A 26,716-nucleotide genomic window follows, 5' to 3' on the forward strand; every position below is an offset into this window, starting at 1 on the left:
CTCCGCTAACAACTATACTGATTCTCAGAGTCAGAAGACCTTAACCTCGGCCAATAATTATTCTGATGTTCAGGATAAGAAAACATTAGATTCTGCCAGGAGCTATTCTGATAGTCAGGATAGCATGCTTCAAAATCAAATTACTAATAATAGTAATAATATTTCCTCACTCTCTCAACGAGTAGACGATCTTTCAAACCGTGTCGACAAAGTAGGCGCCCTCTCGGCAGCCATGACAGCATTAGCTCCTTTAGATTATGATCCGCAAGCACCCACTCAAATTTCCATTGGTGCAGGAACCTACGGCGGTTCCCAGGCAGTGGCCATTGGTGTGTATCACTACGCCAACAAAGATACCCTTTACAATGCCGCCTGGTCGATCAGTGGCAGTGAGCAAATGGGACGGGTAGGAGCTACCTGGCGGGTAGGCCGCCCGCATCATCCAAAAGAAGTTGCCGTTACGACGGATAAACATACCTCTGAAATCCAATTAACCGCCTCACCGGCACCGGAAAGTAAAGAAGTCATCACCCCGGCTGCAGCTGCGCAAGAAACATTGAAAACAAACGTTAATACCGCCGAAGAAAACACCAAGTAATTTTTGAAAACTGCCGAATTTCTATCGGCAGTTTTTTTTATTCTGTTAAAGTAAACTCATTAAACTACAAATTGGTATTCAATATTTTAATCGTCTGTGCTACTATGAAATTAATAACAATTATAAACACCTACTAAGGAGGCCTATCATGATTCGTTTTGGTGTTATAGGAACTAGCTGGATTACCGAAGAATTTATTCGCTGTGCGACCTTAACAGACGATTTTTTACTGTCTGCCGTTTATTCCCGTACCGAAGAAAAAGCCCAGGCCTTTGCCGATAAACATGGTGCCAAGCATGTTTTTACCGACCTCACAACAATGGCTTGCAGCCCTGAATTGGATGCCGTTTACATTGCCAGCCCCAATTCGCACCACGCCAAACAGGCCCTCCTGTTTCTATCTCATAAAAAACACGTACTCTGCGAAAAACCCATTGCTTCCAATAGCAAAGAACTGGAAGCAATGATCGAATGTGCCACCGCCAACGGATCGCTCCTAATGGAAGCTATGAAAAGCACCTTCCTGCCCAACATACAAAGCGTCAGGGAAAATCTGCCCAAGCTGGGACCGGTCCGCAGATTTTTTTCTAACTACTGCCAATATTCCTCTCGTTACGATACCTTTAAAGCCGGCAAGCCTATTAATACCTTCGATCCTGCCTTTTCCAACGGCTCCATTATGGATATCGGTGTTTATTGCATCTATCCGGTCATTTATCTGTTCGGCCCGCCCGAGTCAGTCTCTGCCAATGCGACCATGCTAAGTTCGGGCATTGACGGGTGCGGCAGCATTACCCTCCATTACAAAGATATGGAAGCGATCATTTCTCATTCTAAAATAGCCAACTCCCTTATCTCCAGTGAAATTCAGGGGGAAAACGGCAATATTCTGATTGATAAAATTTCTACCCCGGAAGACGTAAAAATTATCTATCGCGACGGTTCGATTGAAGATATCAGTCAGCCACAAATACCGGAACTGATGTTTTACGAAGCCCGGGAATTTATTCAGCTCATTAAAACCGGCCAGCTACAATCAAGCATCAATACCTTTACACTCAACCGGCAGGTCATGCAGGTTATGGATGAGGCACGCAAACAAATCGGCTTGGTCTTCCCGGCCGATCAATAAAATAAAAAAGACTTACTTTGTTCCAAAGTGAGTCTTTTTACTTTAATTGTTATTGCACTGTTTTTTCATCAAAATCAGGTGCCTGAAAGAGAACATCCTGATATTCCGGTGCTTTAAGCGTAATGGCAAGAAAATGGTCTTTTTCAGCTATATTTCTTTTAGAGAAATAAATTGTTTTATTATAATTCATACTGTCGGGAAAAGTGATACCCAGGCGTAACGTATAGCCTTTCGGCACGGCAAAAGTAAATGTCTCTCCGTTGGAAGAAGCATAGACAGTATAGGACTTTCCCATACCTGAAACCAGCATATTATCCAACTTTTTCCCGCCAAAAGGATATTGCCAGAAATAATCGGGTTTTTCAATATGAATTTGCACCTGCACATCAATTAAGCCATCATTTGCCATCGCTGCTCCCGTCTGTACCGGAATTAAAAACAGCATAATCAGCATTCCGGACAGAAAAAGTAATCTGCCGAATTTCCATTTCATAGGTCATTCCTCCCCAATACCTATTTGCTGAACAGGATAGTCTGTTGTACTATGTATATATACCATTTCTGTATACTTTACGTATTTCCTTGTAAAATCAGGATAATTTGACGAGAATGGCCTCACTTAATGCGAAATTGACTTCTCTTGTCACAGACTTGTCATAATCCTAAAGTATACTGAATTGGAATTATCTAAATGGAGGTATCTTTATGAAAGGTCTGCTAAAAAAGTTTACCCTTTTAGCCATCATCTGTGCCGCGCTAAGCACGTCTATGATAACAGGCTTCCATAGTACCGCCGCAGCAAATCAAACTGAGAGCAGCGAACTGTCCAGTAATCGTAATACATATGTGGTACAGGCAGTGAAAAAAGTAGGACCTGCTGTTGTCGGGATTTCCAATAAAGCTTATGTAAGGGATAATTTTGACCAAAAGGTTCTCATTGAAAAAGGCGTAGGTTCCGGTGTTATTTTTAACTCCAACGGCTACATTGCCACCAACTATCATGTCGTGGAGGGAGCACAGGAGATTGTCGTGTCTCTTTCGGACGGACGAACCTTTAACGGAAAAGTATTAGGTGTCGACCCAGCCACCGACTTGGCTGTAGTAAAAGTGGATGCCTCCGGTTTGCCCGCCGCCGTTCTGGGTGATTCTTCCACCATTATGGCCGGTGAGCCGGCCATTGCCATCGGCAATCCGCTTGGCCTAGAGTTTAGCGGCAGCGTTACTGTTGGTGTAATCAGCGCCTTAAACCGTACCATTGAAATTGGAGATCGCAAATTCAACCTTATTCAAACCGATGCCGCAATTAATCCCGGAAACTCCGGCGGCGCCCTGGTCAACGCCGACGGCCAGGTTATCGGTATAAACAGTGCCAAAATCTCCGCCGATGGAATTGAGGGTATGGGCTTTTCCATTCCCATTAATTCGGCCAGACCGATTTTACAGTCCCTGATGGAAAATGGCAAGGTAGTCCGGTCTTATCTTGGTGTTGGCGTCTGGGATAAAAATACGGCGGCCCGTTATGGCTACAGCCTGCAAATTGACAGCGGTGTATACGTTGTCCGGGTGGAAGACGACGGACCGGCTAATCAGGCAGGTATCAAACAGGGTGATATCATTTCCAAGATAAACGACACGGCCGTCAATTCGGTTGCCGATCTGCGTAAGGTGCTGGATGACATTCCGGTAGATACCAAGGTGAATGTTACTATTATCCGCAACAACCGCACCCTTTCAGTAACCGCCGTTCTCAAAGAAATGCCGAACCAAAACCAGTAAAAAAACTAATAAAAAATCAAATACACCCCTTGAAGTAATCAAGGGAAAAAAAGCGAGAGCGACTTATCCTCTCGCTTTTTATATTTTTAGGCAATTGCAGCTTGCTTTCAGGAAACTAAAATACTATAATAGTTTTTGAGTAGCACTGTTTTTTTTGTTAATACTACTTTCAATAAGGTCATACAAATAATAAGTAGGTGAACTACAGCATGGATGATATTAAAAATCTAATATTGGATAAAGCTAGAGACCGGCTGGATCGCTTTGGCTTTAAAAAAACAACAATGGATGAAATCAGCCGGGACTGTAAAATATCTAAGAAAACCGTTTACGAACATTTTAAGGATAAAGAACATTTGTTTTCCAGCCTCCTAACCAGGGAATGCCACCAGACTATCCAAATTATCTTTTCCCGGATGGGCGAAATTTCCGACCCTTTGGAAAAATTAACTCAGCTCATCCGGACTTCGTTAGCCTTTTTTAATGAAGATACCTTTATCACTCGGCTGCTCAAGGACGATGATGCCTTGTTTTCCGCCTTTTTAAACCGGAAGTACCATAAACTGATTGATGAAGAAATCATTTCGATTATCGCCGAAATCATTCGAGACGGAAAACAAAAAGGAATATTCCGGAATGTCGATGAAGCGGTGGTCAGTTATGCCGGTTTTCGCCTGTTTCAAGCGTTCAGTTATATGAGAACCGGCGAATTCTCACCGGAAAAGGAACAGCAGGGATATTATACCGACGCCCTGATCGACCTTATTATCCATGGTTTAACTAAGAAATAAACTATTGGTCAGCTTATTTCTTTAGCAGTTTTTTATCATAAATAAACTAGAATACCAAAATAGTTTATAAGTGATTAGAATTTAGAGGAGGAAACAGCATGAAAAAAGACTACCGGAATTATCTATCTCTCTTATTGGTCGCTTTACTACTTACCGGTTGCTCCCAAACAGCCAAGGTAAGCGAGGATATACCGTTAGTACGGACGCAAACCATTTCACTTGGCGCCAACAACCAAAATCCGGGGTATTCCGGCGAAGTGCGCGGTCGGTATGAAGCAGCACTTTCCTTTCAGACTGGCGGCAAAATTATTCAACGCCAGGTTGAAGCCGGCACCCATGTCAAGGCCGGCGATGTTCTCTTAACAATTGATCCCAAGGATATTCAACAAACTGTCAACCTGACTGCCGCCCAAGTAGCTTCCGCCGATTCCCAGCTTCACTTAGCCCAAAGCAATCTGGCGAGATATGAAAAGCTCTACGAACAGGGAGCCATCAGCCGTGCTCAGCTTGATCAGTACCAAAATGCCTATGAGGTGGCTCAGGCAGCGGTAAATCAAGCATCAGCCCAATATGCCCAAGGTAATAATCAACTCAACTATAGCCAGCTTACGGCCGACAGTGACGGAGTGATCGCCGCTATTAACGTCGAAGCCGGCCAGGTAGTCAGTGCCGGTCAGACTGTACTGACATTAGTAAAAGACGGGACGCGGGAAATCGAAATCAATATCCCGGAAAATAAGCTGGAAGAATTAAAAAATGCCTCCCATATCCAAGTTACCTTTTGGGCCTTGCCCGGCATTACCAGCGAAGGAAAAGTAAGAGAAATAGCTCCTATGGCCGACAAAGTAACCCGTACTTATAAGGCTCGCATTTCGCTAGTCAACCCACCGGCTGGTCTGCAATTGGGCATGACTGCAACGGTAAATATAAGCCAAACCGGCAGCCAGTCCATCTTTATTCCCCTGGCCGCGTTATACCAGACCGGCGATATGCCAAATGTATGGGTTGTAACCGATAATCAGGTTGCGCTGAGACCGGTTAAGGTCGGTGCCTTTGGCGACAATGCTGTGGAAATTCTGGACGGACTGCACGAAGGGGATGTAATTGTTTGCGCCGGTGTCCAGAAACTCCATGAAGGACAGAAGGTGCGTCTATGAGCCGGCTTAATCTGACCGAATGGTCGTTAAATCACAAGCAACTGGTCTATTTCTTTATTGCCATTATATTTATGGCTGGCATATTTTCCTATCAGAAACTTGGCCGGATGGAAGACCCCGACTTCGTTATCAGACAAATGATTGTATCGGTTGCCTGGCCGGGAGCTACAGCCCGCGAAATGGAAGAACAGGTAACAGACAAGCTGGAGAAAAAACTGCAGGACACCCCTGGTATTGACTATCTGAAAAGCTATTCCCAGCCCGGTCAGGCTGTTATTTATGTAACTTTAAAAGACACGGTAAAGGAAAAAGACATCCGCCCCACCTGGCTGGAAATTCGCAATATGGTCAATGACATCAAGTCTACTCTGCCTTCAGGCGTAGTAGGTCCTTTCTTTAATGACCGCTTTGATGACGTCTTCGGCTGTATTTACGCATTAACCGCCGATAGCGGCTACAGCTACGAGGATATGCGGGTAAAAGCCGAGGAAATCCGCCGGACTCTCTTAGGTATCAAAAGTGTAAAAAAAGTCGATCTCTTAGGCGTTCAGCCGGAGAAAATCTATATTGAAATTGAAAACAGCAAATTATCCCAACTAGGTATCGATCCTGCCGTAATCAGCAGCGCCATTAAATCGCAAAGCAGCATGACCGCTTCCGGTATGATCGAAACCAACAGCGACAATGTCTATTTGCGGGTTACCGGCCTATTTACCAATATGGAAGATTTGCGCAATCTGCCTATCCGGGTTAACGACCGCACCTTCCGCCTGCAGGATATCGCCACGATTACCCGCAGTTACAGTGACCCCATCGAACCTAAAATGTATTTTAACGGCCAACCGGCTATCGGTATTGCCCTTTCTATGGAAAAGGGCGGCAATATCCTGACCTTGGGAGACAACTTGGCGGAAACCATTAGTAAAATAAAACAGGATATGCCGCTAGGCCTTGAATTAAGCCAGGTGTCCAATCAACCGGAAGTAGTTAAGGACTCTATCGGCGAATTTGTAAAATCACTAAAGGAAGCCATTTTTATTGTTTTGTTGGTCAGCTTTCTAAGCCTCGGTTTCCGTTCCGGTATTGTAGTAGCCCTGTGCATTCCATTGGTTATCGCCGGAATCTTTGTCTTTATGCAAATTTTCGGTATTGATCTTCACAAGGTATCGCTGGGAGCCTTAATTATTTCACTGGGACTCCTGGTAGACGACGCGATCATTTCGGTGGAAATGATGACAGTAAAACTGGAACAGGGCTGGGGGCGCTTCGAAGCCGCCTGTTACGCCTATACGGCAACGGCCTTCCCTATGCTGACCGGAACGCTGATTACCTGTGCCGGTTTTATTCCGGTCGGTTTCTCCCAGGGATCGGCTGCGGAGTTTACTAGCAGCTTATTCACGGTAGTCACCATCGCGCTTCTCTTATCCTGGATCGTTTCTGTCATGGTAACTCCGCTCCTGGGCTACCGGCTAATCAAAACCAAAGAAAACGGCCACGATGACCAAGCTATGTATGACTCCCGGTTCTACCGGCTGTTCCGGAAAACCCTGACCTGGTGCCTGCATCATCGTAAACTGGTCTTAGGTATTACCGTCGCTAGCTTTATTCTCTCTCTAGGTTTACTCAAATTAGTCAAACAGGAATTTTTCCCGCCTTCGGTTCGGCCGGAAATCATTGTGGAATTGACCCTGCCCGAAGGGTCCTCGCTGCAAGCGACCGAAAATGTATCCAAACAATTTTCCAATGCCCTGGCCAATGATCCGAATATTGCCAGCTACAGTTATTACGTCGGTCAGGGATCACCCCGTTTTGTCCTGACCACCGATCCCAAGCTGCCGGCCAACAATTACTCGCAATTCGTCATTGTAGCGAAAGACCTGGAAGCCCGTCAGGTTCTGCAGGATAAAATCAACACATTATTCGCCGAACAATTTTCCGAGGTACGGGGCCATGTAAAGCTCATTCAAACCGGTCCGCCTTCTCCTTATCCCGTCATGCTGCGTGTCAGCGGCTACGACCATGAAAAGGTTCGGGACATTGCCAACCAGGTGCAGCAAGCTATGCTAGCCAATCCTAATCTGACTCATGTAAACCTTGACTGGAATGAAAAAACGAAAACCATGCACCTGGCCGTCGACCCCGATAAAGCAAGAATACTGGGCATCAACAGCCAAAGCCTGGCCGCGGATTTACAAACTCAACTATCCGGTGTTACAGTAGGCGAATTTTATGAACAGGATAAGACCGTTGGCATTGTCCTGCGCATGGATGCGGCCGATCGAAAAAATCTGGAAACTATCAAAGATTTGCCCATCCATATTGGCAACGGTAAATTCGTGCCCCTTGACCAGATAGCCACCATCAGCTACGCTGCCGAAGACGGGTTGATCTGGCGGCGGGATTTAAAACCAACCATTACGGTTCAGGCCGATGTAGCTTCAAACATCACCGGTAATGACGCCACTAAGCAGGCTTATGAACAGCTCAAACCGCTTCGCGACTCCCTGCCTGCCGGCTATAGTATTCAAATCGGCGGTTCACTGGAAAGAAGTCAGCAATCTATGGAATTTTTGCTGCAACCCGTGCCGGTTATGCTATTGTTGATTGTCACCCTATTGATGATTCAACTACAGCGAATTCCCCTGATGATTCTTACCTTGTTAACTGCTCCGCTGGGCATTATTGGTGTCAGCCTGTCCATGCTGCTTACGCTGCGTCCTATGGGCTTTGTAGCTGAACTGGGTGTTCTTGCCCTCAGCGGTATGATTATCCGCAACTCGGTCATTTTAATCGACCAAATTGAGCAGCATATTAAAACAGGCCAATCCCCTTGGGATGCCATTATTGATTCGGCGGTGCTGCGCTTCCGTCCCATTATGTTGACCGCTGCGGCCGCCATCCTGGGCATGCTGCCGCTGGTTCCCAGCAACTTCTGGGGCCCCATGGCCGTAGCCATTGCCGGCGGACTGCTCGGCGCCACCATTCTGACGCTGCTGGTGCTGCCTACCATGTACGCCGCCTGGTTTAAGGTAAAACAGGAAGTAAAATAAATAAGCCCATAGCTTTCTTCCCGGATATCTTTAGCCAAATTAAAATCTTATAAACTAAAAAGGATTAGGTTCATCTCAACGATGACCTAATCCTTTTTCTATCCTGAAGCAACGTATCTATATATCCAGATTCCTTACATTATGGGCATGTTCCTCAATAAAGTTCCGCCGCGGCTCTACCTTATCGCCCATTAGTACCGAAAAGATTGCATCGGCAGCCATGGCATCCTCCAGGGTTACCCGCAAGATAGTACGCCCTTCCGGATTCATCGTTGTATCCCACAATTGTTCGGGATTCATTTCGCCTAAGCCTTTATACCGTTGCACATTGATACTGTCGCGGCCAATCCGGCTAAGCAATTGGTCCATTTCCTCATCACTGTACAGATACCAGCTTTCCCGGCCTTTTTTAACTAAATACAAAGGCGGCTGAGCGATATATACCTTGCCTGATTCAATCAGCGGCTGCATATAGCGATAAAAGAATGTCAGTAACAGCGTTCTGATATGGGCACCGTCTACATCGGCATCGGTCATGATAATAATCCGGCCATATCTTCTTTTTTCCAAATCAAATTCATCACTGATACCACAGCCAAAAGCGGTAATCATCGCCCGGATTTCTTCGTTATTTAAAATCTTATCCAGCCGGGCCTTTTCCACATTTAGGATTTTACCCCTGAGCGGCAAAATAGCCTGAAATCTGCGATCCCGTCCTTGCTTGGCTGAACCACCGGCTGAATCACCTTCGACCAGATAAATTTCCGTTTGATCAGGGTCCTTTAACGAACAATCGGCCAGCTTGCCCGGCAGCGAGCTTACTTCCAGGGCATTTTTCCGGCGGGTCAATTCCCTTGCCTTTCTGGCAGCTTCCCTGGCCCGGGAAGCCATAATGGTTTTCTCAATGATCTTTTTGGTAACTGAAGGATTTTCCTCAAAAAATTCACTCAGTCCCTCGGAAACGATGGTATCGACAATCCCCCGTACTTCACTGTTGCCCAGCTTAGTTTTGGTCTGTCCCTCAAACTGAGGCTCCTGGATTTTAACACTGATTACGGCAGTCAAGCCTTCCCGGATATCCTCGCCGCTCAGATTCTCATCATTGTCCTTGAGCATGTTTAATTTACGGGCAAAATCATTAATCGACCTGGTCAGGGCGATCTTAAAACCGCTTAAATGAGTTCCGCCCTCCTGAGTGTTGATATTATTAACAAAACTAAAGATATTTTCCACATAACCGTCATTATACTGCAATGCCAGTTCGGCCAGCGTTGTATCCTTCGAACCTTTTAAATAAATTGGTTTGGGATGAAGCGGATCTTTTGTCTTATTCAAATGCTCCACAAAAGAGACGATACCGCCTTCGTAATGAAAATTTTCGTTTACGCCGGTCCGCTCATCGGACAGGACGATATTCAAGCCCTTGTTTAAAAAGGCCAATTCCCGCAACCGCTGTTTTAAAATATCAAAATGATATTCCGTTTCCTCAAAGATATCCGGATCAGGCTTAAAGGTAACCTTAGTGCCGGTTTCCCCAGTTGTGCCTATAACTTTCAGTTCTTCAACCGTATTGCCCCGTTCAAAACGGATGGTATACACCTTGCCGTCCCGTTTTACTTCCACTTCCAAATGCATACTCAGGGCATTAACAACCGAAACACCGACGCCATGCAAACCGCCAGACACTTTATAACCTTCGCCGCCGAATTTACCGCCGGCATGCAGCACGGTCAGCACCACTTCTACTGCCGGTTTGCCGGTTTCGTGCATATCGACCGGAATGCCCCGGCCATTATCAATAACAGTGATGCTGTTATCCTGGTGAATAGTTACATCTACCTTGGTGCAATAACCGGCCAAAGCTTCATCAATACTGTTATCCACTACTTCGTAAACCAGATGATGCAATCCTCGGGAAGACGTACTGCCTATATACATACCGGGACGCTTACGTACTGCCTCTAAGCCCTCCAGTACCTGTATCTGCCCCGCTCCATAATTTCCATTTACCGTAATATCTTCATTCACTCTGCTATGTACCTCCCGCCATCAATTTCAAACGCAATATAAACCGTGCTTATATCACGGTTTATCATTCTTCCTCTTCTTCCGGAATTTGTCCGGCCCGTTTTTTTAGAGTTAAGGAGGAAATAGCCGATAAGTAAACAACCTTATCTGTCAACACAAAACTTTTCGGATTATTATCGGAAATATCAACAATCATTTGCTCTTCCCTCATGGTTTTCAAAAACTCATGATTGATACCGGACTTTACTGTTCTTAAATCATTAATCGAAATGACATTTTTGAGTGGAATGACAGTATCAGCTCCTAGGTGCAAAAACATGTTGTTTCCTCCTGAATTTTTCCAAAGTATGATCAACCGTTTCCGGAGTAATTTCGTCAGGTCCCACCGATTCCATCAGCATTACAATCGTCGTACGGTGTACACTGTCAACTTGTCCGTTTTTTGCTGTATATTCAAGACACAACCGGGCTAACAGCTCGCTTTTAGCCCGGTCGAACTCTGAGCGTGTGCAAGAAAGATATGGCTGCAGATCTTCATAAGAAAACCAGGGAACATCCAATAAGAGCTTCCTGATTTCTCCAAGCTTTTCTTCCCGGACGGTTCTAAGGCATATCGCACAGTAGGTTTCCTCCGGTGGACAAAGCGTATCACAGCCTTGGCAGGCATGCCATTTATCCATTTTTTTTAATTTATTATAGGCCAGCGCTTTTCGGGTGAAACCGGCCAATTTCTTTTGCAAGGCTTCGTCAGCTATCTCGTGGGTATATTGCCGGATTCCAGCTAATTCCTGCTCGTCCAGGCGGATAGCCGCTAAGCTTTGCTTTAAGGAAACAGAATGCTCCGTATTCTCTTGATTCTTACAATCTTTCAAATATCCTGCCTGGAAACGGATATCTTTGACAATTTTTTCACCGATAAATCGATTTAGCTTACCAATAATGCCCTCTTTTAGCATAAATAAATGGTGACACCACACCGAATTGCTCACCGTTACGAACATCAAGCCTCGCTCAAACTTTACCGGGCAGGAGTGCTGGGCAATATCATCACCCACAATCTCAGACCAGCGTTCCATGATAAGTTCCGCATGATATCTTTTTTTTAAACCCAATTGCTGCAGCGTATTATGCAAAATTTCACTAATACCTTGCATCCTCATCACTCCATGACCTTGCCGTTCTGCACATAATAATAATGTCCCATTTTCTTTTCGGGAAAATAATTCTGATCGGTCGCCGTAACAAAGGTCTGAATTTTATCTTTAATAAAGAAAAGTAGTTGTTCTCGCCGTTCGGCATCCAGTTCACTCATGACATCGTCCAGGAGCAATACCGGATATTCACCGGTCTCTGATTTGATAAATTCCAGTTCCGCCAGCTTCAACGCCAATACGGCCGTCCGCTGCTGTCCCTGGGAACCAAAAGATTTCAACTGAATTCCCTCATTGACCGTGAATACCAGATCGTCCCGATGCGGTCCGATACCGGTGCTGCCCCGGTAGATATCCTGCTGACGCAGCTTCAGCAATTGCTCCCGGTACCAGACCGGGAGATCTTTATCCGCCACCTGCTCATTTTCCGCCATCCCGGCCATAAAATAAGCAACAGACAGGTTTTCCTTACTCGCGGTAATCCGGCGGTGCATTAAATTGGCCAGCATGGCCAGCTTTTTTATAGCTTCCTTCCGCTTAACGGTAATGCCGGCGGCAGCCTTGATGAGCTGCTCATCCCAAGGCTCCAGCATAGCGGCATTTAACCGGTTATCTCTAATCTTTTTTAACAGATGATTACGCTGCGTAACAATCCGGTTGTAAGTTAAGAGTTGGCTATAGTAGGAAGGACTGGCCTGGGAAATTTCCACATCAATAAACTGGCGCCGGGCTACCGGCTGTCCTTTAATCAGAGTCAGATCCTCCGGTGCAAACAGCACAACATTCAACGCGCCAATCAGCTCTTTAACCTTTATAGTATATCCATTATAAGTAATTTCTTTATTACTTTTTTTAGTCTCGCCCTGGGAAAATCGAAAAGCCAAGTCATTTTGGACATCCAAACGCGAAAAATTAAGCTGGATACGTCCTAATGAATGCTTCCAGCGAATAAGTTCCTGATCCGAATAGGTACGGTAAGACCGTCCCATGGCCCCAATATAAATAGCTTCCAGAATATTGGTCTTTCCCTGGGCGTTATTGCCCAGGAATATATTGATATTATGGGAAAAAGCAAGCGACAAATCCGCATAATTTCTGAAATTATGCAGCGTTAGGTGATTGATTCTCATGCAGCACCTTTATTCAACGGCTACTTTCCAGGTTCCAATCCCTTTGACAGTAACCGTATCACCGGGATAAATTTTCTTTCTTCGCTCAGAAACAACCTGTCCGTTCAGTTCAATCAGCCCGTCGCTAAGCAGCAGCTTGACCTGACCGCCGCTTTCTACCACACCAATCCATTTTAATAGCTGGTCCAACTGAATCAATTGGGTGTCAATAAATACTTCTTCCATTTTTGCAAAAATCCTCACTCTAAAATTAACTTGTTCTCACTGGAGTAATAATATAGGTATAGTGCTCGTCATCCACCGGTTTAATGCAAGCCGGACTCAAGGGAGTGTTAAAAGAAAAAGTAATTTTTTCACTGTTGATATTCTTCATAATATCCGTTACATATTTTGCGTTAAACGCAATTTCCAGCCCGTTGCCGGCAATTACGGCCGGTACAGTCTCGCAAGCCTTGCCGACATCGGGATTATTGGAGTTGATAACAACCATATCATTTTCAAATGACAGCTTAATGACATTATATTCCCCGTCTCTGGCCAGTAAAGATACCCGCTCTACGGCGTCAAGAAAATTATCGGTCGGCAGCGTTACCTGCGTGGCGAAGCTATCGGGAATAACCCGATTATAATCAGGGAATTGCCCTTCAATGACTCTCGATTTTATGTAAACATTATCAAAAGAGAAAGAAACCTGATTCTTATGGCAAGAAACCACCACATCCAAGGGATGCTCCGATACCAGCAGACGAGCCAGTTCAGTTAATATCTTGGAAGGTATGATTATTTTAACCTCTTTTTCAGAATTTTCTAAATTGTCCTCTTTTAATGCTAACCGATGAGTATTAGTAGCTACCATTTTAGCATTAAACCGATTGATTTCCAAGAGTGCTCCGGTAAAGATCGGCCGAGCCTCGTCGGTGGCACAGGAAAAAACCGTTTTTTTGATCAGTTCCCGGAATACATTGTCCTTAATAAGAAAACTGGTTTCTCCCTCCAGCTTGTTGATAACCGGAAATTCTTCGGCGGGCATCAATAGAAGATTAAACTGAGCTGAGTTGGAAGTAATTTGTATGGTTTTCTCTGCCGGCAGGGATAAAATATGAATGGTTTCGCCGGGAAGTTTCCGGACAAGCTCTTGTAGGTAACGGCCGGATAGCACAATTGTTCCCGGTTCATCAATTTGGGCGTCTATTTTACAACAAATGCCGATTTCATAGTCTGTAGCCTGTAATTCCAGCTTTCCATCGAGTGCCGATAGGTAAATTCCTGTCAAGATAGGCAGCGTAGATTTGCTGGCTACCGCTTTTTGCACAGTTTGCACAGCATGGGTAAGCAATTCTTTGGAGCAGGATATTTTCATAAACGTACCTCCCGTTGGTATATTATTACTATAAAAGACATAATATATAAGAAAATTAGTCGTAATAGTCGTAGGGCCTGTAGATATGTTGATAAATGGAAATATAGCTTGTCGAATAAGAAAATATCATGTGCATAACATGTCGATAAACGGGTAAGCAGTTATGCACAAAATTCACAGGTTTTTACTGTGGAAAATATATTAACATTTCATCAACAGAGATATCTTTCTGTTATAAACAGATATAAACAGAGTTAACCACAGAGGGATAAGTGGCCTAGGGAACGATAGCTTTATTCACACTGCACATCCTGGCGGATTTTTTTATATCTGGCTGCGTCAGCCCCCAAATATCTCGTCAGGCTGGCAGACTCATTAAATCAGCGGTTTTCTAGACACTTTCGATACGTTTGATCAGTTCCTTTAACGTATTGCTTAGCTTGGTGTCCTCATTCCGCTCACGGGCAATTTTGTCATGGGCGTGAATAACAGTAGTGTGGTCACGGCCGCCAAACATTTCACCGATACGCGGCAAAGAGGTATCGGTCAGTTCCCGGCACAGATACATGGCTATTTGGCGAGGATAGGCCACATTGCGGGTACGCTTTTTGGCCAATAGCTCGTCTATCTTTATTTTAAAATAGGAGGAAACAATTTCCTGAATAAGCTCCATGGTGATTTGTTTGGGGCGTCCGTTGGGGAATATGTCTTTTAAAGCCTCAGTTGCCAGATTGATGTCGATGGTTTGGTTGGTTAGGGAGGCGTAGGCCATCACTCTGATCAGAGCGCCTTCCAGTTCGCGAATGTTGTTGTCGATACGGCTGGCAATGTAGACCATGACATCATTGGGAATATTCAGATTTTCCAGCATGGCTTTTTTACGTAAAATGGCGATTCTTGTTTCTAAGTCAGGTGGTTGGATATCGGTAATCAGTCCCCATTCAAAGCGGGAACGTAACCGGTCTTCCAGCGTTTGTATTTCACGAGGTGGCCGGTCGCTGGAAATAATAATTTGCTTATTGGCCTCATGCAAGGTATTGAAAGTATGGAAAAATTCTTCCTGAGTATGTTCTTTTTTCGATAAAAACTGAATATCGTCGACCAGGAGTACATCAATATTACGGTATTTTTGGCGAAAACTTTCCGGTTTGCCGTCCCGGATAGAATTGATTAATTCATTGGTAAACTTTTCGCTGGAAATGTAGACAACCTTGATACCGGGGTAACTTTGCAGGATTCGGTGGCCTATGGCGTGCATCAGGTGAGTCTTGCCAAGTCCGACCCCGCCGTAAATAAAGAAAGGATTATAGACCTGGGCCGGTGCTTCGGCCACGGCCAGTGATGCGGCATGGGCAAAACGGTTGGAATTACCGATAACGAAGGTTTCAAATACATATTTAGGATTTAATACGACTAGGGAATCGTCCGGCAATGAAATAGCCGGTGGCTTGATCATCGGCGGCGGCAGTTGGATAGACTCAAGTGGCAGTGTTTCCTGCAGCTCTGATGTTCGTGTCGCAGCTATTTCATGGCTGGCGTTATTGGCAGAGCCCGGCGTGGAATATGTTTCGGCCGGTGACTGACCGGCAATAGAGCGGGAGATGCCGGACGGAATAGGCTGTACTGGTGCGGCAATATGTTCATCATCTAAATTAAGATTGGTTATTTTTATATTCATAGGTTTTCCCAGGATCTGATGGACGGCATTTTCAATTTGCGGCATGTATTTAGTTTCCAGCCATTCCTTCATAATTTGCCGGGGAGTTCCTATTTCCAAGGTATCAGCGGTAAGAGAAAGAAGAATCGCATCCTTAATCCAAGTATCAAACAGGGGTTTGATGATTTCACCTTCCAGTTTTTTTAATACTTGTTCCCAAAGTGCCGTTAATTGTACTTTGTCCATATAGTCAGTCCTTTCCTGATAAGCACCTTGGGGCGTGTTTAAAGAACTATCCGAAACGTTCCCGATTGGCGCTTTTTGTGCCATATTTGTAAAATTTTTGGAAATAGGGGCCGCTATTCCTGCAAAATTTTGCCCTATCTGGCGCAAAATTCATTCGCCATAGACCTGTTAGGTTAAAACACGCCCCAGTTATTAACATATAATAAATTAAAATATTGGGGTTATCCACAGGATTATCAACAACTGTGAATAAAAACAGGAGAATATGGTGAATTTGAAGAAAAAAAAATACAAAAGCAGCTATTGGAAAATAACCCATAGCCTTGTATTATAAGTAATTGTCGGTATATATGAGTATTGTGGATAAAGCTGTGCATAACAGCCGAATTTTGTGAATAACTCTGCTTTTTATGTATATAATCTACATTGTGCAAAGGTAAAAAGGACAATCTGCTAGTTAATATATTAACAAAAGCCTGGGTAGTTATCAACACATTTTTCGGTTGATTGACAAGAATTGTCATATTTATCCACAATTTAACCGATAGTTCTGAGGATAAGTAGAGTTATTGTCTAAGTAATTTTCTTGACACCATAGGTTGTCTAGTCTATAATTTTTTATAGTTAAAATAGATTGTTTTAACATGGGATTGTTACGCTTGTATGTAAGCAAGGAGGTGTAAATAGATGAAACGTACTTACCAACCTAATACACTATGGAAAAAAAGAACGCATGGTTTTCGTGAGCGTATGAGCACACAAGGTGGCCGTATTGTTCTGAAAAGAAGACGTGCTAGAGGTAGAAAGAAATTATCCGCATAGTAGGCCGCCGGTGAGTGGCCTATTTTTTCCATATGACAGGATGATCTAAGTGTACAAGTTAAAAAAGCAGGGAATATTGCATAAGAATAAGCAATTCCAAACCGTTTATAAAACAGGCAAGTCGTATAGTAACCGAATGCTGGTCATGTACGTCCTGCCCAATCCTGCCCAAAAGCGGCGAGTAGGTTTTGCCGCGGGCAAACGCCTGGGCGGAGCGGTCGTCCGGAATCGGGTAAAACGATTGCTGCGCGAGGCTTACCGCATGCGGCAGCATGAGCTGCGCCAGGATGTGGATTTGATTATTGTGGGGCGAAAGCCGGCTGTGGATTCCAATGCCCAGGCGGTGACGAAAGCTTTTTTAGACCTGTGTAAACGGGCACAAATTCTGGCTGATAAGTAGGTAGTTTATTATGAAAGAAATCGCGCTATTTTTGATACGGTGTTATCAAAAATATATTTCTCCTTTAAAACCGCCTACTTGCCGTTTTGTGCCTACTTGTTCTGAATATGCCATAATAGCGATTGAAAAATATGGGGTTGTACGTGGTTGTTATCTGGCAGTGCGCCGCATTTTGCGCTGCCATCCTTTTCATCCCGGTGGGTATGATCCCGTTTGATATATAATTATATTAATGTTTATCGTGAATAGCGAGCCAGAGTTAGGAGTGAGATTTTGTTCGAGTCGATCGTTGTACATCCGTTGCAAGCAGTGCTGACATTCTTTTATAATATTACGGTATCTTTAGGTATCGCTAATTATGGGATTGCCATCATTTTGCTTACCATAGCCATAAAGCTTGTTTTGTACCCTCTGACGGTAAAGCAGATCAAATCCATGAAAGCTATGCAGGAATTGCAGCCTAAAATCAAAGAAATGCAGGAAAAGCATAAAGGAAATCCGGAAAAGCTGAATAAGGAAATGGCGGCTGTTTATAAAAATTCCGGTGTTAATCCGATGGCCGGCTGTTTGCCGATGATTATCCAGATGCCTTTTTTAATCGGTATTTTTTATGCTATTCGTGATTTTCATTATGTGGGAGATCCGGGCTTTTTGTGGATGGCCAATTTGGCTGAACAGGCCAAACTGGTCGATCCTTATTATGTCTTGCCGGTTCTGTCGGCTCTTACCACCTTTTATCAGCAGCGCCAGACCATGAGTGGCGCCGACCCTTCGGCGAAACAGCAAAATCAGATTATGATGATTTTCATGCCGTTATTTATCGGCTATATTACGATTACTTTCCCGGCTGGACTTGGGATTTACTGGGTAGTTAGCAATCTGATTCAGATTGCTCAGCAGTGGTATATGTACCGTGGCACAACTGCTATTCAAGGGGAGGCTAAATAATACCATGACTTCTTTGGAGAAGACCGGAAGAACTGTCGAGGAAGCACTGGAAGCGGCTCTTACCGAACTGGGTGTGAGCCGGGAGCGTGTAGAGTATGAGGTCCTTGAAAATCCAAGCAAAGGCTTGTTTGGATTGATTGGAGCGAAACCTGCCCGGGTGTTGGTTACAGTCAAGGAAATAGATCCGTTAGAAGTTGCTATGACCTTTCTGCAGAGTATTTTTGCTACCATGCAGTTACAGGTTGCTGTGGAAAAAATGACTCGCGATGAACATGTGATTTTAAATCTGCGCGGTGAGGATCTGGGTATTCTAATCGGTAAGCATGGCCAAACCCTGGATGCTTTGCAGTATCTGACCAATTTGGCGGCTAACCGGGATGCCGAGAATAAAGTGCGGCTTGTTCTGGATGTGGAGGATTATCGCAAGCGCCGGACGGAAACCTTGTCTCGTTTGGCTTTGCGCCTGGCCGATAAGGTAAAGCGGCGCGGCGAGAAGGTGGCGTTGGAACCGATGAGTCCTCATGAACGGAAAATCATTCATGTCGCTTTGCAAGATGATAGCCGGATTGTTACCTATAGTGAAGGGGATGAGCCCTTCCGCAAGGTGGTTATTGCTTTAAAACGCTAGCCTATTTTATATGGGAAAACCCAGTAATAATTTTATTACTGGGTTTTCCCATATTGGACGTATGTCAGGTATTGATTTGATCGAATAATAGTTAGGGAACCGCTGACTGATTCGCGCTGCGCGTCCGAACGGAGTTTTTTTCGTCTGACTGGGTCGGCAAAACCTTGCAATAGCCTAATTATCCCTGTGTTTTGCTTCCTTGTCAGACGAAGAAATCAGACCGACAGGCTTATTAAATCAGCGATTCCTATAGACAGGAATCATAACGGGAGTGAAGGTAACGTGTATCAGGAGGATACGATTGCGGCGGTAGCGACTGCAGCGGGGGAAGGCGGTATTGGAATTATCCGTCTGAGCGGCAGGCTGGCTGAATCGATTGCCGGCGCTATATTTAAGGGAATAAAGGGGAAAACGGCAGCCGCAATACAGTCTTATCAGGCTGCTTACGGTCATGTTATCCAGCCGGAAACAGGACAGGCAATTGATGAGGTTTTGCTGCTTGTGATGCGGGCGCCTCATTCTTATACTTGTGAAGATGTGGTGGAAATTCATTGCCATGGCGGAGCGGTTTCCCTGCAAAGGATTTTGTCTTTAGTCTTAAGTCAGGGTGCCAGGCTGGCCGAGCCCGGTGAATTTACCAAACGGGCTTTTTTAAACGGCCGTCTGGATCTAACGCAGGCTGAAGCGGTTATTGATATTATTCGTTCCAAAACCGATACTTCGCTTAAAGTGGCGGTCAACCATTTGTCCGGCAGTTTGTCGCAGCAGATTGGCGCTATGCGTCATAAGTTGCTCGCTATGATCGCTCATTTGGAGGCGGCTATTGATTTTCCGGAGGAAGATATTGAAGAAGTGGCGGCCAGCGAAGTGGCGGTCCAGATAGCTGATTTATTGCAAGAAATCGGCAAACTGTTGTCTACAGCCCATACGGGCCGGATTTTAAGAGACGGGCTGGAAACGGTAATTATCGGCAAACCTAATGTGGGAAAATCCAGTCTGCTTAATGCGCTAATCAAAGAAAACCGGGCTATTGTTACCGATGTTCCGGGAACAACCCGCGATGTGATTGAGGAATATGTTAATATCCAGGGAATTCCGCTTAAAATTGTGGATACCGCCGGTATCCGGGAAACCGCCGATTTAGTGGAACAGCTAGGAGTGGAACGGGCCCGTTCCTTTGTAGAGCGGGCTGATCTGATTTTGCTGCTGCTCGATGCATCTCTGCCGTTAACGAAGGAAGATCATGAAGTGCTAGCGATGCTGTCTGGCCGCAACGCGTTGATTTTGTTGAATAAAACTGATTTACCGGTTTGCCTGGACAGTGAGGCTATCGAAGCCATGGCCAGCGGTGCCGCCGTTTATAAAATTTCCGTCCACACCGGTGAAGGTATACCGGAGCTGGAGCAAGCTATTGTCGATGCTGTTTATGGCGGACAGGTAGCTATGGGCGAAGGTATTTTTGTTACCAATGTAAGGCATGAGGCCCTGTTAGATAAGGCTCGCCAAAGCCTGGAGGAGGTCCGCCATACCATTGAGGCCCAAATGCCGCCTGATTGCATTGTCGTTGATCTTCGGGAAGCCTGGGAACGGCTGGGGGAGATTACCGGCGATACCGTTCATGAGGATATCGTAGCGGAAATCTTTAGTCAATTTTGTATAGGCAAGTAAGTGTTAGTAGGAGATGATACTGGATGTATGTAGCAGGAAAATATGATGTAGTGGTCATCGGCGCCGGTCATGCCGGCTGCGAGGCGGCCTTGGCGGCGGCCCGTCTGGGTTGCAGCACGTTGCTGGCCACGTTGAATATGGATAATATCGCACTTATGCCCTGCAATCCGGCCGTTGGTGGCCCGGCTAAAGGTCATTTGGTCAGGGAGATTGACGCCTTAGGCGGTCAAATGGGGCTGAATACCGACCAGACCTGTATTCAGATGCGCATGCTCAATACCGGCAAGGGGCCGGCTGTTCACGCACTGCGGGCCCAGGCCGACAAGGTGTGGTATCAAAATAATATGAAACACACGGTGGAAAATCAGGCCGGTTTGGATGTAAAACAGGTACTGGTAGATAAAATTCTGACTGCCGGCGGCCGGATTAGCGGCATTCAGATTGAGACTGGCGAAGTATACGAGTGCCAGTGTGTTATCCTTGCCACCGGCACTTATCTGCGGGGGAAAATTATTTTGGGTGAGCTCAGCTATGCCGGTGGTCCGAACGGCCAGCGGGCGGCCCAGATGCTTAGTCAGTCGTTGCGTGAGCTTGGTATTGAGTTAATGCGGTTTAAAACTGGGACGCCGGCCCGGGTGGACCGGCGAACACTTGATTTTTCCAAGATGACTATTCAACCAGGTGACGAGCAGATCCATAATTTTTCATTTATGAGTGATGTTACTACCAGGGAGCAGATGCCCTGCTGGCTTACTTATACAAATCAAAAAACCCATGAGATTATCCGGGCCAATTTGCACAGGGCCCCGCTATATACAGGCTTAATTGAGGGAACAGGTCCCCGTTATTGCCCTTCCATTGAGGATAAGGTAGTCCGTTTTGCCGAAAAGGAGGCTCATCAGTTATTCATTGAGCCGGAAGGTCTACATACCAATGAAATGTATGTCCAGGGGATGTCGACCAGCCTGCCAATTGATGTGCAATATGCCTTTTTGAGCACGATTGCCGGCTTGGAGAAACTTAAAATCATGCGGCCTGGCTATGCCATCGAGTATGATTGTGTGGACCCCACTCAACTAAAACCCAGCCTGGAGTTTAAACAGCTGGCCGGATTGTTTTCGGCCGGGCAGGCGAACGGTACGTCCGGGTACGAGGAGGCGGCGGCCCAGGGCTTGATGGCCGGGATCAATGCGGCCCTTGTTGTAAAGGGGAAAGAGCCCTTTATTTTATCCCGTTCCGAAGCCTATATTGGTGTATTAATTGACGATTTGGTTACCAAAGGGACAAATGAGCCTTATCGTATTATGACTTCCCGGGCCGAATATCGCTTGATTTTACGTCAGGATAATGCCGATCTCCGGCTGACCGATAAGGGACGGGCCCTGGGCTTGGTTGGTGATGAGCGTTATGCCCGCTTTGCGGCGAAACGCGATGCTATTGCCGACAGCCTGGCCAACATGAAATCAACGATGGTTACGCCCAGCAATGAAGTACAGGCTAAATTGAAAGCTATGAATTCCGCCGAGTTGCGAACAGGCACTTCCCTGTTTGGTTTATTGCGCCGGACGGAGATTAATTATTCTATGTTATGCAAACATTTTGATTTACCGCCGTTGCCTGCCGCTGTTTGTGAACAGGTGGAGATTGCCGCAAAATATGAGGGATATATCAATAAGCAGATTGAACAGGTAGAGCGGGCTGCTAAACTGGAAGAGAAACGTCTGCCCTTAAACCTTGATTATGAAGCTATCAGCGGTCTGGCTCTAGAGGCCAGACAGAAATTGAATAAGATCAAACCGCTTTCCATTGGCCAGGCTGCCCGCATTTCCGGTGTTTCTCCGGCGGATATTTCGATTTTGATGATTTATTTGGAGCAGCAGCGGCGTAGGGAGGGAATCTGATTGTTTATTCAGTTATTGCAGCAAGCGGCGGCTGAGTTTGGTATACCTTTGACTGATAAGCAGCTTGCGCGCTATGATAGGTATTTTCAATTATTGCTTGTCTGGAATGAAAAGGTGAATTTGACGGCTATCACTGAGCCGCAGGAAGTGGCGGTAAAGCATATGATCGATTCGCTGTCCTGTTATGATGAGCGTTATTTTCCGACCGGCGCCAGCGTGATTGATGTAGGGACCGGCGCCGGATTTCCCGGCTTGCCGCTTAAGGTATTCCGTCCTGATCTGGCGTTGACTCTGTTGGATTCGCTGCAGAAGCGCCTGGCTTTTTTGCAGGAGGTGGTAGTTGCGCTGGAGCTTCCCGATATAGAGCTGCTTCACTCCCGGGCTGAAGATGCCGGAAGGGGAGGGCAGCGGGAGCAGTATGATGTGGCTCTGTCACGGGCTGTAGCCCGTCTTAATATTTTGTGTGAATTATGCCTGCCTTTTGTAAAAGTCGGCGGTTACTTTATTGCTCTAAAAGGTGCTCAGTACAACCAGGAAGCAGCCGAAAGCAAGCGGGCCTTGCAGGTGCTTGGCGCTGAAATTGCTGAAATCCGGCCGGTGACCTTACCGGGGCTGGACGATGTACGGGCCGTACTTTATATCAAAAAGGTAAAGCCGACGCCGGCAGCGTATCCCCGTCGGGCCGGAACGCCGGAAAAAAAGCCCCTGTAGTGTCCGGGTTTTGAGAGGATTTACTAACGATATGGCGAATATTACCATATCGGATTTGTGCTAAGGCGGTGTATAGATGAAATTAGCCAGATTTTTTGGATTGACTCCGGAGAAGGAAGCGGTCAATCCTTATGAGGATTTGCCGGCGGAAAGCGATGAACAGTTGGAAGAGACGGCTGCTGCTGTGGCGGTAGCGCTACCAGATAATAAGAATTCCCATGAAGTGCTTCAGGTGGATACAGCACTCATTGAACCTAATCCTTTTCAGCCACGGAAGACCTTTCATGATGAATCCCTGGCCGAGCTTTCTTCCTCGATTAAGGAGTTTGGTGTGATTCAGCCGTTGTTGGTGCGGCAAAAGGCGGATCATAGCTTCGAACTGATTGCCGGCGAACGGCGGCTGCGGGCCTCTAAGCTTGCCGGGCTCGCTCTGGTTCCGGTTATTGTTAAGGAACTTACCGATCAGGAAATGGCTGAGCTGGCGATGATTGAAAATCTGCAGCGGGAGGACCTGCACTATCTGGAGGAAGCGGAAGGATTTCAGCAGTTGATTGCCAATTTTGGTTTTACTCAGGAGGAATTGGCGGTCCGCGTAGGGAAAAAACAGTCGACGATTGCTAATAAAATGAGACTGTTAAAGTTAGCGGAGGATATCCGCAATACCTTGCGCCAGGAAAATCTGACCGAACGCCATGCCCGGGCATTACTTAAGCTGGATAATTATGCTTTGCAGCAGCAGGTGCTGACAGCGGTGTGTCAAAAAAAGCTGAATGTCCGTGAGACGGAGGCTCTGATTGAGACGACAAATAGCAATATTTCCCGGGAAATGTCAAAAAAAGGACCCAAGCAGAATATTGTTAAAGTAATCAGGGATGTGCGGATTTTCCTAAATACCATTCATAATGTGATCGGTGAAATGAAGAAAACCGGTTTGGATATCAAGGTTGACCAGGAGCAGGATGATGATTCGATTACGATTCATCTGCGTGTTCCCAAAAGACGTTAACCCTCTGAATAGATTGGAAAATACGAAAAACCTTTAAGATGAACAGCATCTTAAAGGTTTTTTATTTGCGGCTAGCCAGGGTAACAGTATGGAGTGTCTATATAGGTTTCGCTATACGATAGCAGATTACGGTAGGCGAAGTAGTCGTTTGGCCAATTTTACCGCTTCGACACCGTTCGGTGCATAGGCGTCGGCGCCGGCCCTGGCTGCATAATCGGCAGTCAATACAGCGCCGCCGACGATAGTAGAGGCCGTATTCCCGGCTGCTTTTAAGGCTGCAATGGTATTGTCGATTTCCGGCATGGTGGTGGTCATTAAGGCGCAGAGTCCGACAATGTCGGCCTCATGGGCATTGGCGGCTTCGAGGATGGCATCTGCCGCGATATCTTTCCCCAGGTCAATAACTTTAAAACCGCTATTTTCTAGTAGGGCGGCCACAATATTTTTCCCCAGATCGTGAATGTCGCCCTTAACCGTAGCCAGTACTACCGTACCAAGGGTATTCATTTGTTGGGCCGGCAGCAACTCTTTAATCGTCTGGAAAGCAGCCCGCATGGTTTCGGCCGATAGCAGCACCTGCGGTAAAAAGCAGCGACCGGCCCCGAAGGCTTCACCGACTTCGTTCATGGCAGCGGTCAGTCCCTGATCAGTGATTTGCGAGGAGGTATAAGATTCTTTTAATGCCTGTTCAACCAAGGGTACAATGGACTCTTTTTCGCCGTTGACAACTGTTTGCCGGATAAGACCTAGTGTATCTTTTTGCTCGTTCACTGATGCTTGACGGGAGGCAGTTGGTGCTGTGTTGGCCAGCGCGGCATAGGCCTTGCTGAACTGATGTCCGTTTGCGTCAAAGCCTAGCAGGGCTTTGGCGGCTGCTATGGTTTCCTTCATCCGTTCATCAAGCGGGTTCAAGATGGGAACATCCAGACCGCTGGCTAAGGCCATGGAACAAAAGGTTGCATTTAAGAGATCCCGCTTAGGCAGTCCAAAGGATATATTGCTAAGTCCCATGGTCGCCGGATAGCCAAACTGTTCGCGGTATAAACGCAAGGTCTTGAAGGTTTCGGCCGCTGCTCCAGCATCGGTGGCAACCGTCAGCACCAGGGCATCCAGTACGAAGTCCTGGGACCGCAGGCCGGCGGCCAGGCAAGCATTTACAATCTGCCGGACAACCGACACCCGTTCCGGTGCCGTAGTGGGAACGCCGGATGGCGCAATCGGCAGGCAGAGGACCGCGGCGCCATACTTTTTGGCTAGGGGGATAAAGCTTTCCAGGCGCTCCGGCTCAGCGCTGATCGAATTGATTAACGCCCGTCCGGGATAAGCTTTCAGGCCGGCTTCCAGGGCGGCCTGATCGGTAGTATCAATAACCAGTGGTGCATCGACCAGCATGGATAGTTCCTGAATGGCGGTATGCATGGCGGCGGCCTGGTCGATACCGGGCACACCCATATTAACGTCCAGCAGAGTGGCGCCGTTTTGAATTTGCAGTAAGGCTTCCTTTTTTATACCGGCGAAGTTTCCCTGACGCAGGTCAGCTTGCAGGGCCTTGCGGCCAGTGGGATTAATCCGTTCGCCAATGATGGCGGTCGGATAGCCGGGGCCAATGTAAACCGTCTTACTGCGGCTTGTTAAAGCTGTAACCGGTGCGATGCTGGGCCGTGGTGCCGGGTTGACGGCAAGGGCCGCTTCTTTCATCGCCCGGATATGCGCCGGGGTTGTGCCGCAGCAGCCACCCAGATAGGCGACGCCGGCGGCAGCCAGTTTGGCTGCCCAACCGCCCATTTCTTCCGGACTCATGGGGAAAACTGTTTCTCCCTGGATAAGTTCCGGCATACCGGCATTTGGCTGAATGCTGACCGGCAGGTTGGTTGCCTGGGTCAGTGTTTCGACTACAGCCAGCAGTTGGGCCGGTCCCAGTGAACAATTGGCGCCAATGACATCGGCCCCCATAGCTTCTAAAATGATGGCAGCCGTACGAGGATCGGTACCGGTTACCGTACGGCCGTCCGCTTCATAGGTTAGCTGGCAGATAACCGGCTTTTGGGTGACACTTTTGGCCGCCAGCAGGGCAGCACGCATTTCCTGAATGTCAATAATGGTTTCAATCAAAATCATATCCACGCCGGCGGTGTCAAGGGCACGGATTTGTTCTTGGAAGACCTCATAAGCCTCGTCAAAAGAAAGTTCGCCCAGGGGGGCGATAAATTTTCCGGTTGGTCCGACGGAACCGGCGATTTTGGTATGAGCCGTGCAAGCGGCACGGGCTGCGGCTACGGCGGCTGTATTTAACTCTGTTACCCGGCTGCTTAGTCCATAATGGGACAGTTTAATTCGGTTGGCACCGAAGGAGTTGGTTTCAATAATATCCGCGCCGTTCCTGATGTATTCCGCATGAATGGCGGTGATTTTTTCCGGTTGCTCGACATTCCAGATTTCCGGACATTGTCCCGCTCCTAAACCTGCTTGCTGCAGCATAGTGCCCATCGCACCGTCAAATATGTATAGCATGTAAGAACTCCTTTCGCTGCTGCGGCTATAAAACAGGCAGCAGTT

General features: G+C 46.5%; 24 protein-coding genes. 15 read left to right on the plus strand and 9 right to left on the minus strand.

Going from position 1 to position 26,716, the window contains the following annotated elements; all coding sequences use genetic code 11:
• Together F3H20_RS16295 and F3H20_RS16300 are read left to right on the plus strand one after the other, a co-directional pair.
• On the plus strand, nucleotides 1–598 hold a 598-nt coding region (locus F3H20_RS16295), incomplete at its 5' end, for a YadA C-terminal domain-containing protein (protein WP_188128374.1).
• A gap of 148 nt (nucleotides 599–746) precedes the next feature.
• Nucleotides 747–1,730: a Gfo/Idh/MocA family protein gene (locus F3H20_RS16300; RefSeq protein ID WP_149735946.1), complete on the plus strand. Its 984-nt coding sequence runs from the start codon at nucleotides 747–749 to the stop codon at nucleotides 1,728–1,730.
• A 49-nt stretch (nucleotides 1,731–1,779) separates the two neighbouring features.
• On the opposite strand, the gene F3H20_RS16305 is transcribed toward F3H20_RS16300, so the two are convergent.
• Nucleotides 1,780–2,223, minus strand: a complete 444-nt coding sequence (locus F3H20_RS16305; protein WP_149735947.1) for a hypothetical protein — start codon at nucleotides 2,221–2,223, stop codon at nucleotides 1,780–1,782.
• A 212-nt stretch (nucleotides 2,224–2,435) separates the two neighbouring features.
• Here F3H20_RS16305 and F3H20_RS16310 point away from each other — a divergent pair, with 212 nt between their 5' ends.
• From F3H20_RS16310 to F3H20_RS16325, 4 genes are all read left to right on the plus strand, one after another.
• Entirely contained in the window at nucleotides 2,436–3,506 is a 1,071-nt protein-coding gene (locus F3H20_RS16310; protein ID WP_149735948.1) for a S1C family serine protease, read from the plus strand.
• A gap of 209 nt (nucleotides 3,507–3,715) precedes the next feature.
• Nucleotides 3,716–4,297 carry a TetR/AcrR family transcriptional regulator gene (locus F3H20_RS16315; RefSeq protein ID WP_149735949.1) on the plus strand — a complete coding sequence of 194 codons (582 nt, stop codon included), beginning with the start codon at nucleotides 3,716–3,718 and terminating at the stop codon, nucleotides 4,295–4,297.
• 98 nt (nucleotides 4,298–4,395) lie between these two features.
• Nucleotides 4,396–5,454, plus strand: a complete 1,059-nt coding sequence (locus tag F3H20_RS16320; RefSeq protein ID WP_149735950.1) for an efflux RND transporter periplasmic adaptor subunit — start codon at nucleotides 4,396–4,398, stop codon at nucleotides 5,452–5,454.
• The gene (locus tag F3H20_RS16325; RefSeq protein ID WP_149735951.1) at nucleotides 5,451–8,504 is read left to right on the plus strand and encodes an efflux RND transporter permease subunit; all 3,054 of its coding nucleotides are present in this window, start codon (nucleotides 5,451–5,453) and stop codon (nucleotides 8,502–8,504) included. Before F3H20_RS16320 ends, F3H20_RS16325 begins: the two co-directional genes overlap by 4 nt.
• A gap of 117 nt (nucleotides 8,505–8,621) precedes the next feature.
• Here F3H20_RS16325 and gyrB read toward each other — a convergent pair whose 3' ends face one another.
• From gyrB to dnaA, 7 genes are all read right to left on the minus strand, one after another.
• A complete protein-coding gene (gene gyrB, locus F3H20_RS16330; RefSeq protein WP_149735952.1) occupies nucleotides 8,622–10,532 on the minus strand; it encodes a DNA topoisomerase (ATP-hydrolyzing) subunit B in 1,911 nt (636 codons plus the stop codon).
• 64 nt (nucleotides 10,533–10,596) lie between these two features.
• Nucleotides 10,597–10,851: an extracellular matrix regulator RemB gene (gene remB / locus F3H20_RS16335; RefSeq protein ID WP_091750342.1), complete on the minus strand. Its 255-nt coding sequence runs from the start codon at nucleotides 10,849–10,851 to the stop codon at nucleotides 10,597–10,599.
• Nucleotides 10,829–11,686: a DUF721 domain-containing protein gene (locus F3H20_RS16340; protein ID WP_188128375.1), complete on the minus strand. Its 858-nt coding sequence runs from the start codon at nucleotides 11,684–11,686 to the stop codon at nucleotides 10,829–10,831. The genes remB and F3H20_RS16340 overlap by 23 nt, the downstream gene beginning before the upstream one ends.
• Before the next feature lie 5 nt (nucleotides 11,687–11,691).
• Nucleotides 11,692–12,813: a DNA replication/repair protein RecF gene (gene recF / locus F3H20_RS16345; RefSeq protein ID WP_149735954.1), complete on the minus strand. Its 1,122-nt coding sequence runs from the start codon at nucleotides 12,811–12,813 to the stop codon at nucleotides 11,692–11,694.
• 9 nt (nucleotides 12,814–12,822) lie between these two features.
• Nucleotides 12,823–13,038, minus strand: coding sequence for an RNA-binding S4 domain-containing protein (locus tag F3H20_RS16350; RefSeq protein WP_091750333.1), 216 nt, complete (start codon nucleotides 13,036–13,038; stop codon nucleotides 12,823–12,825).
• Between the two features lie 25 nt (nucleotides 13,039–13,063).
• Nucleotides 13,064–14,173, minus strand: coding sequence for a DNA polymerase III subunit beta (gene dnaN / locus F3H20_RS16355; RefSeq protein WP_149735955.1), 1,110 nt, complete (start codon nucleotides 14,171–14,173; stop codon nucleotides 13,064–13,066).
• A 391-nt stretch (nucleotides 14,174–14,564) separates the two neighbouring features.
• Nucleotides 14,565–16,076, minus strand: a complete 1,512-nt coding sequence (dnaA, locus tag F3H20_RS16360) for a chromosomal replication initiator protein DnaA (protein ID WP_149735956.1) — start codon at nucleotides 16,074–16,076, stop codon at nucleotides 14,565–14,567.
• Between the two features lie 687 nt (nucleotides 16,077–16,763).
• On the opposite strand from dnaA, the gene rpmH reads away from it, so the two are divergent.
• The 9 genes from rpmH to noc all read left to right on the plus strand — a co-directional run bounded on the left by rpmH (nucleotide 16,764) and on the right by noc (nucleotide 24,160).
• Nucleotides 16,764–16,898 carry a 50S ribosomal protein L34 gene (rpmH, locus tag F3H20_RS16365; RefSeq protein WP_091750324.1) on the plus strand — a complete coding sequence of 45 codons (135 nt, stop codon included), beginning with the start codon at nucleotides 16,764–16,766 and terminating at the stop codon, nucleotides 16,896–16,898.
• Between the two features lie 49 nt (nucleotides 16,899–16,947).
• Nucleotides 16,948–17,298: a ribonuclease P protein component gene (gene rnpA, locus F3H20_RS16370; RefSeq protein ID WP_149735957.1), complete on the plus strand. Its 351-nt coding sequence runs from the start codon at nucleotides 16,948–16,950 to the stop codon at nucleotides 17,296–17,298.
• A 10-nt stretch (nucleotides 17,299–17,308) separates the two neighbouring features.
• Complete coding sequence (gene yidD / locus F3H20_RS16375) at nucleotides 17,309–17,515, plus strand: membrane protein insertion efficiency factor YidD (protein ID WP_149735958.1); 207 nt, start codon at nucleotides 17,309–17,311, stop codon at nucleotides 17,513–17,515.
• Nucleotides 17,516–17,568: 53 nt separating this feature from the next.
• Nucleotides 17,569–18,246 carry a YidC/Oxa1 family membrane protein insertase gene (locus F3H20_RS16380; RefSeq protein WP_149735959.1) on the plus strand — a complete coding sequence of 226 codons (678 nt, stop codon included), beginning with the start codon at nucleotides 17,569–17,571 and terminating at the stop codon, nucleotides 18,244–18,246.
• Between the two features lie 4 nt (nucleotides 18,247–18,250).
• Nucleotides 18,251–18,874, plus strand: coding sequence for an RNA-binding cell elongation regulator Jag/EloR (gene jag / locus F3H20_RS16385; protein ID WP_149735960.1), 624 nt, complete (start codon nucleotides 18,251–18,253; stop codon nucleotides 18,872–18,874).
• Nucleotides 18,875–19,156: 282 nt separating this feature from the next.
• A complete protein-coding gene (gene mnmE, locus F3H20_RS16390; protein ID WP_149735961.1) occupies nucleotides 19,157–20,542 on the plus strand; it encodes a tRNA uridine-5-carboxymethylaminomethyl(34) synthesis GTPase MnmE in 1,386 nt (461 codons plus the stop codon).
• A 23-nt stretch (nucleotides 20,543–20,565) separates the two neighbouring features.
• On the plus strand, nucleotides 20,566–22,443 hold the full coding sequence (mnmG, locus tag F3H20_RS16395; RefSeq protein ID WP_149735962.1) for a tRNA uridine-5-carboxymethylaminomethyl(34) synthesis enzyme MnmG: 1,878 nt from the start codon (nucleotides 20,566–20,568) through the stop codon (nucleotides 22,441–22,443).
• Nucleotides 22,444–23,154, plus strand: coding sequence for a 16S rRNA (guanine(527)-N(7))-methyltransferase RsmG (gene rsmG / locus F3H20_RS16400; RefSeq protein ID WP_149735963.1), 711 nt, complete (start codon nucleotides 22,444–22,446; stop codon nucleotides 23,152–23,154). It abuts the gene before it with no gap.
• A gap of 76 nt (nucleotides 23,155–23,230) precedes the next feature.
• Nucleotides 23,231–24,160, plus strand: coding sequence for a nucleoid occlusion protein (gene noc / locus F3H20_RS16405; protein ID WP_149735964.1), 930 nt, complete (start codon nucleotides 23,231–23,233; stop codon nucleotides 24,158–24,160).
• Between the two features lie 126 nt (nucleotides 24,161–24,286).
• Here the strand turns inward: noc and F3H20_RS16410 are convergent, their stop codons facing one another.
• On the minus strand, nucleotides 24,287–26,671 hold the full coding sequence (locus tag F3H20_RS16410; protein ID WP_149735965.1) for a homocysteine S-methyltransferase family protein: 2,385 nt from the start codon (nucleotides 26,669–26,671) through the stop codon (nucleotides 24,287–24,289).
• Nucleotides 26,672–26,716 lie beyond the last annotated feature (45 nt).

Origin of the sequence: Propionispora hippei DSM 15287 (assembly GCF_900141835.1) — a bacterium.
Taxonomy (GTDB): domain Bacteria; phylum Bacillota; class Negativicutes; order Propionisporales; family Propionisporaceae; genus Propionispora; species Propionispora hippei.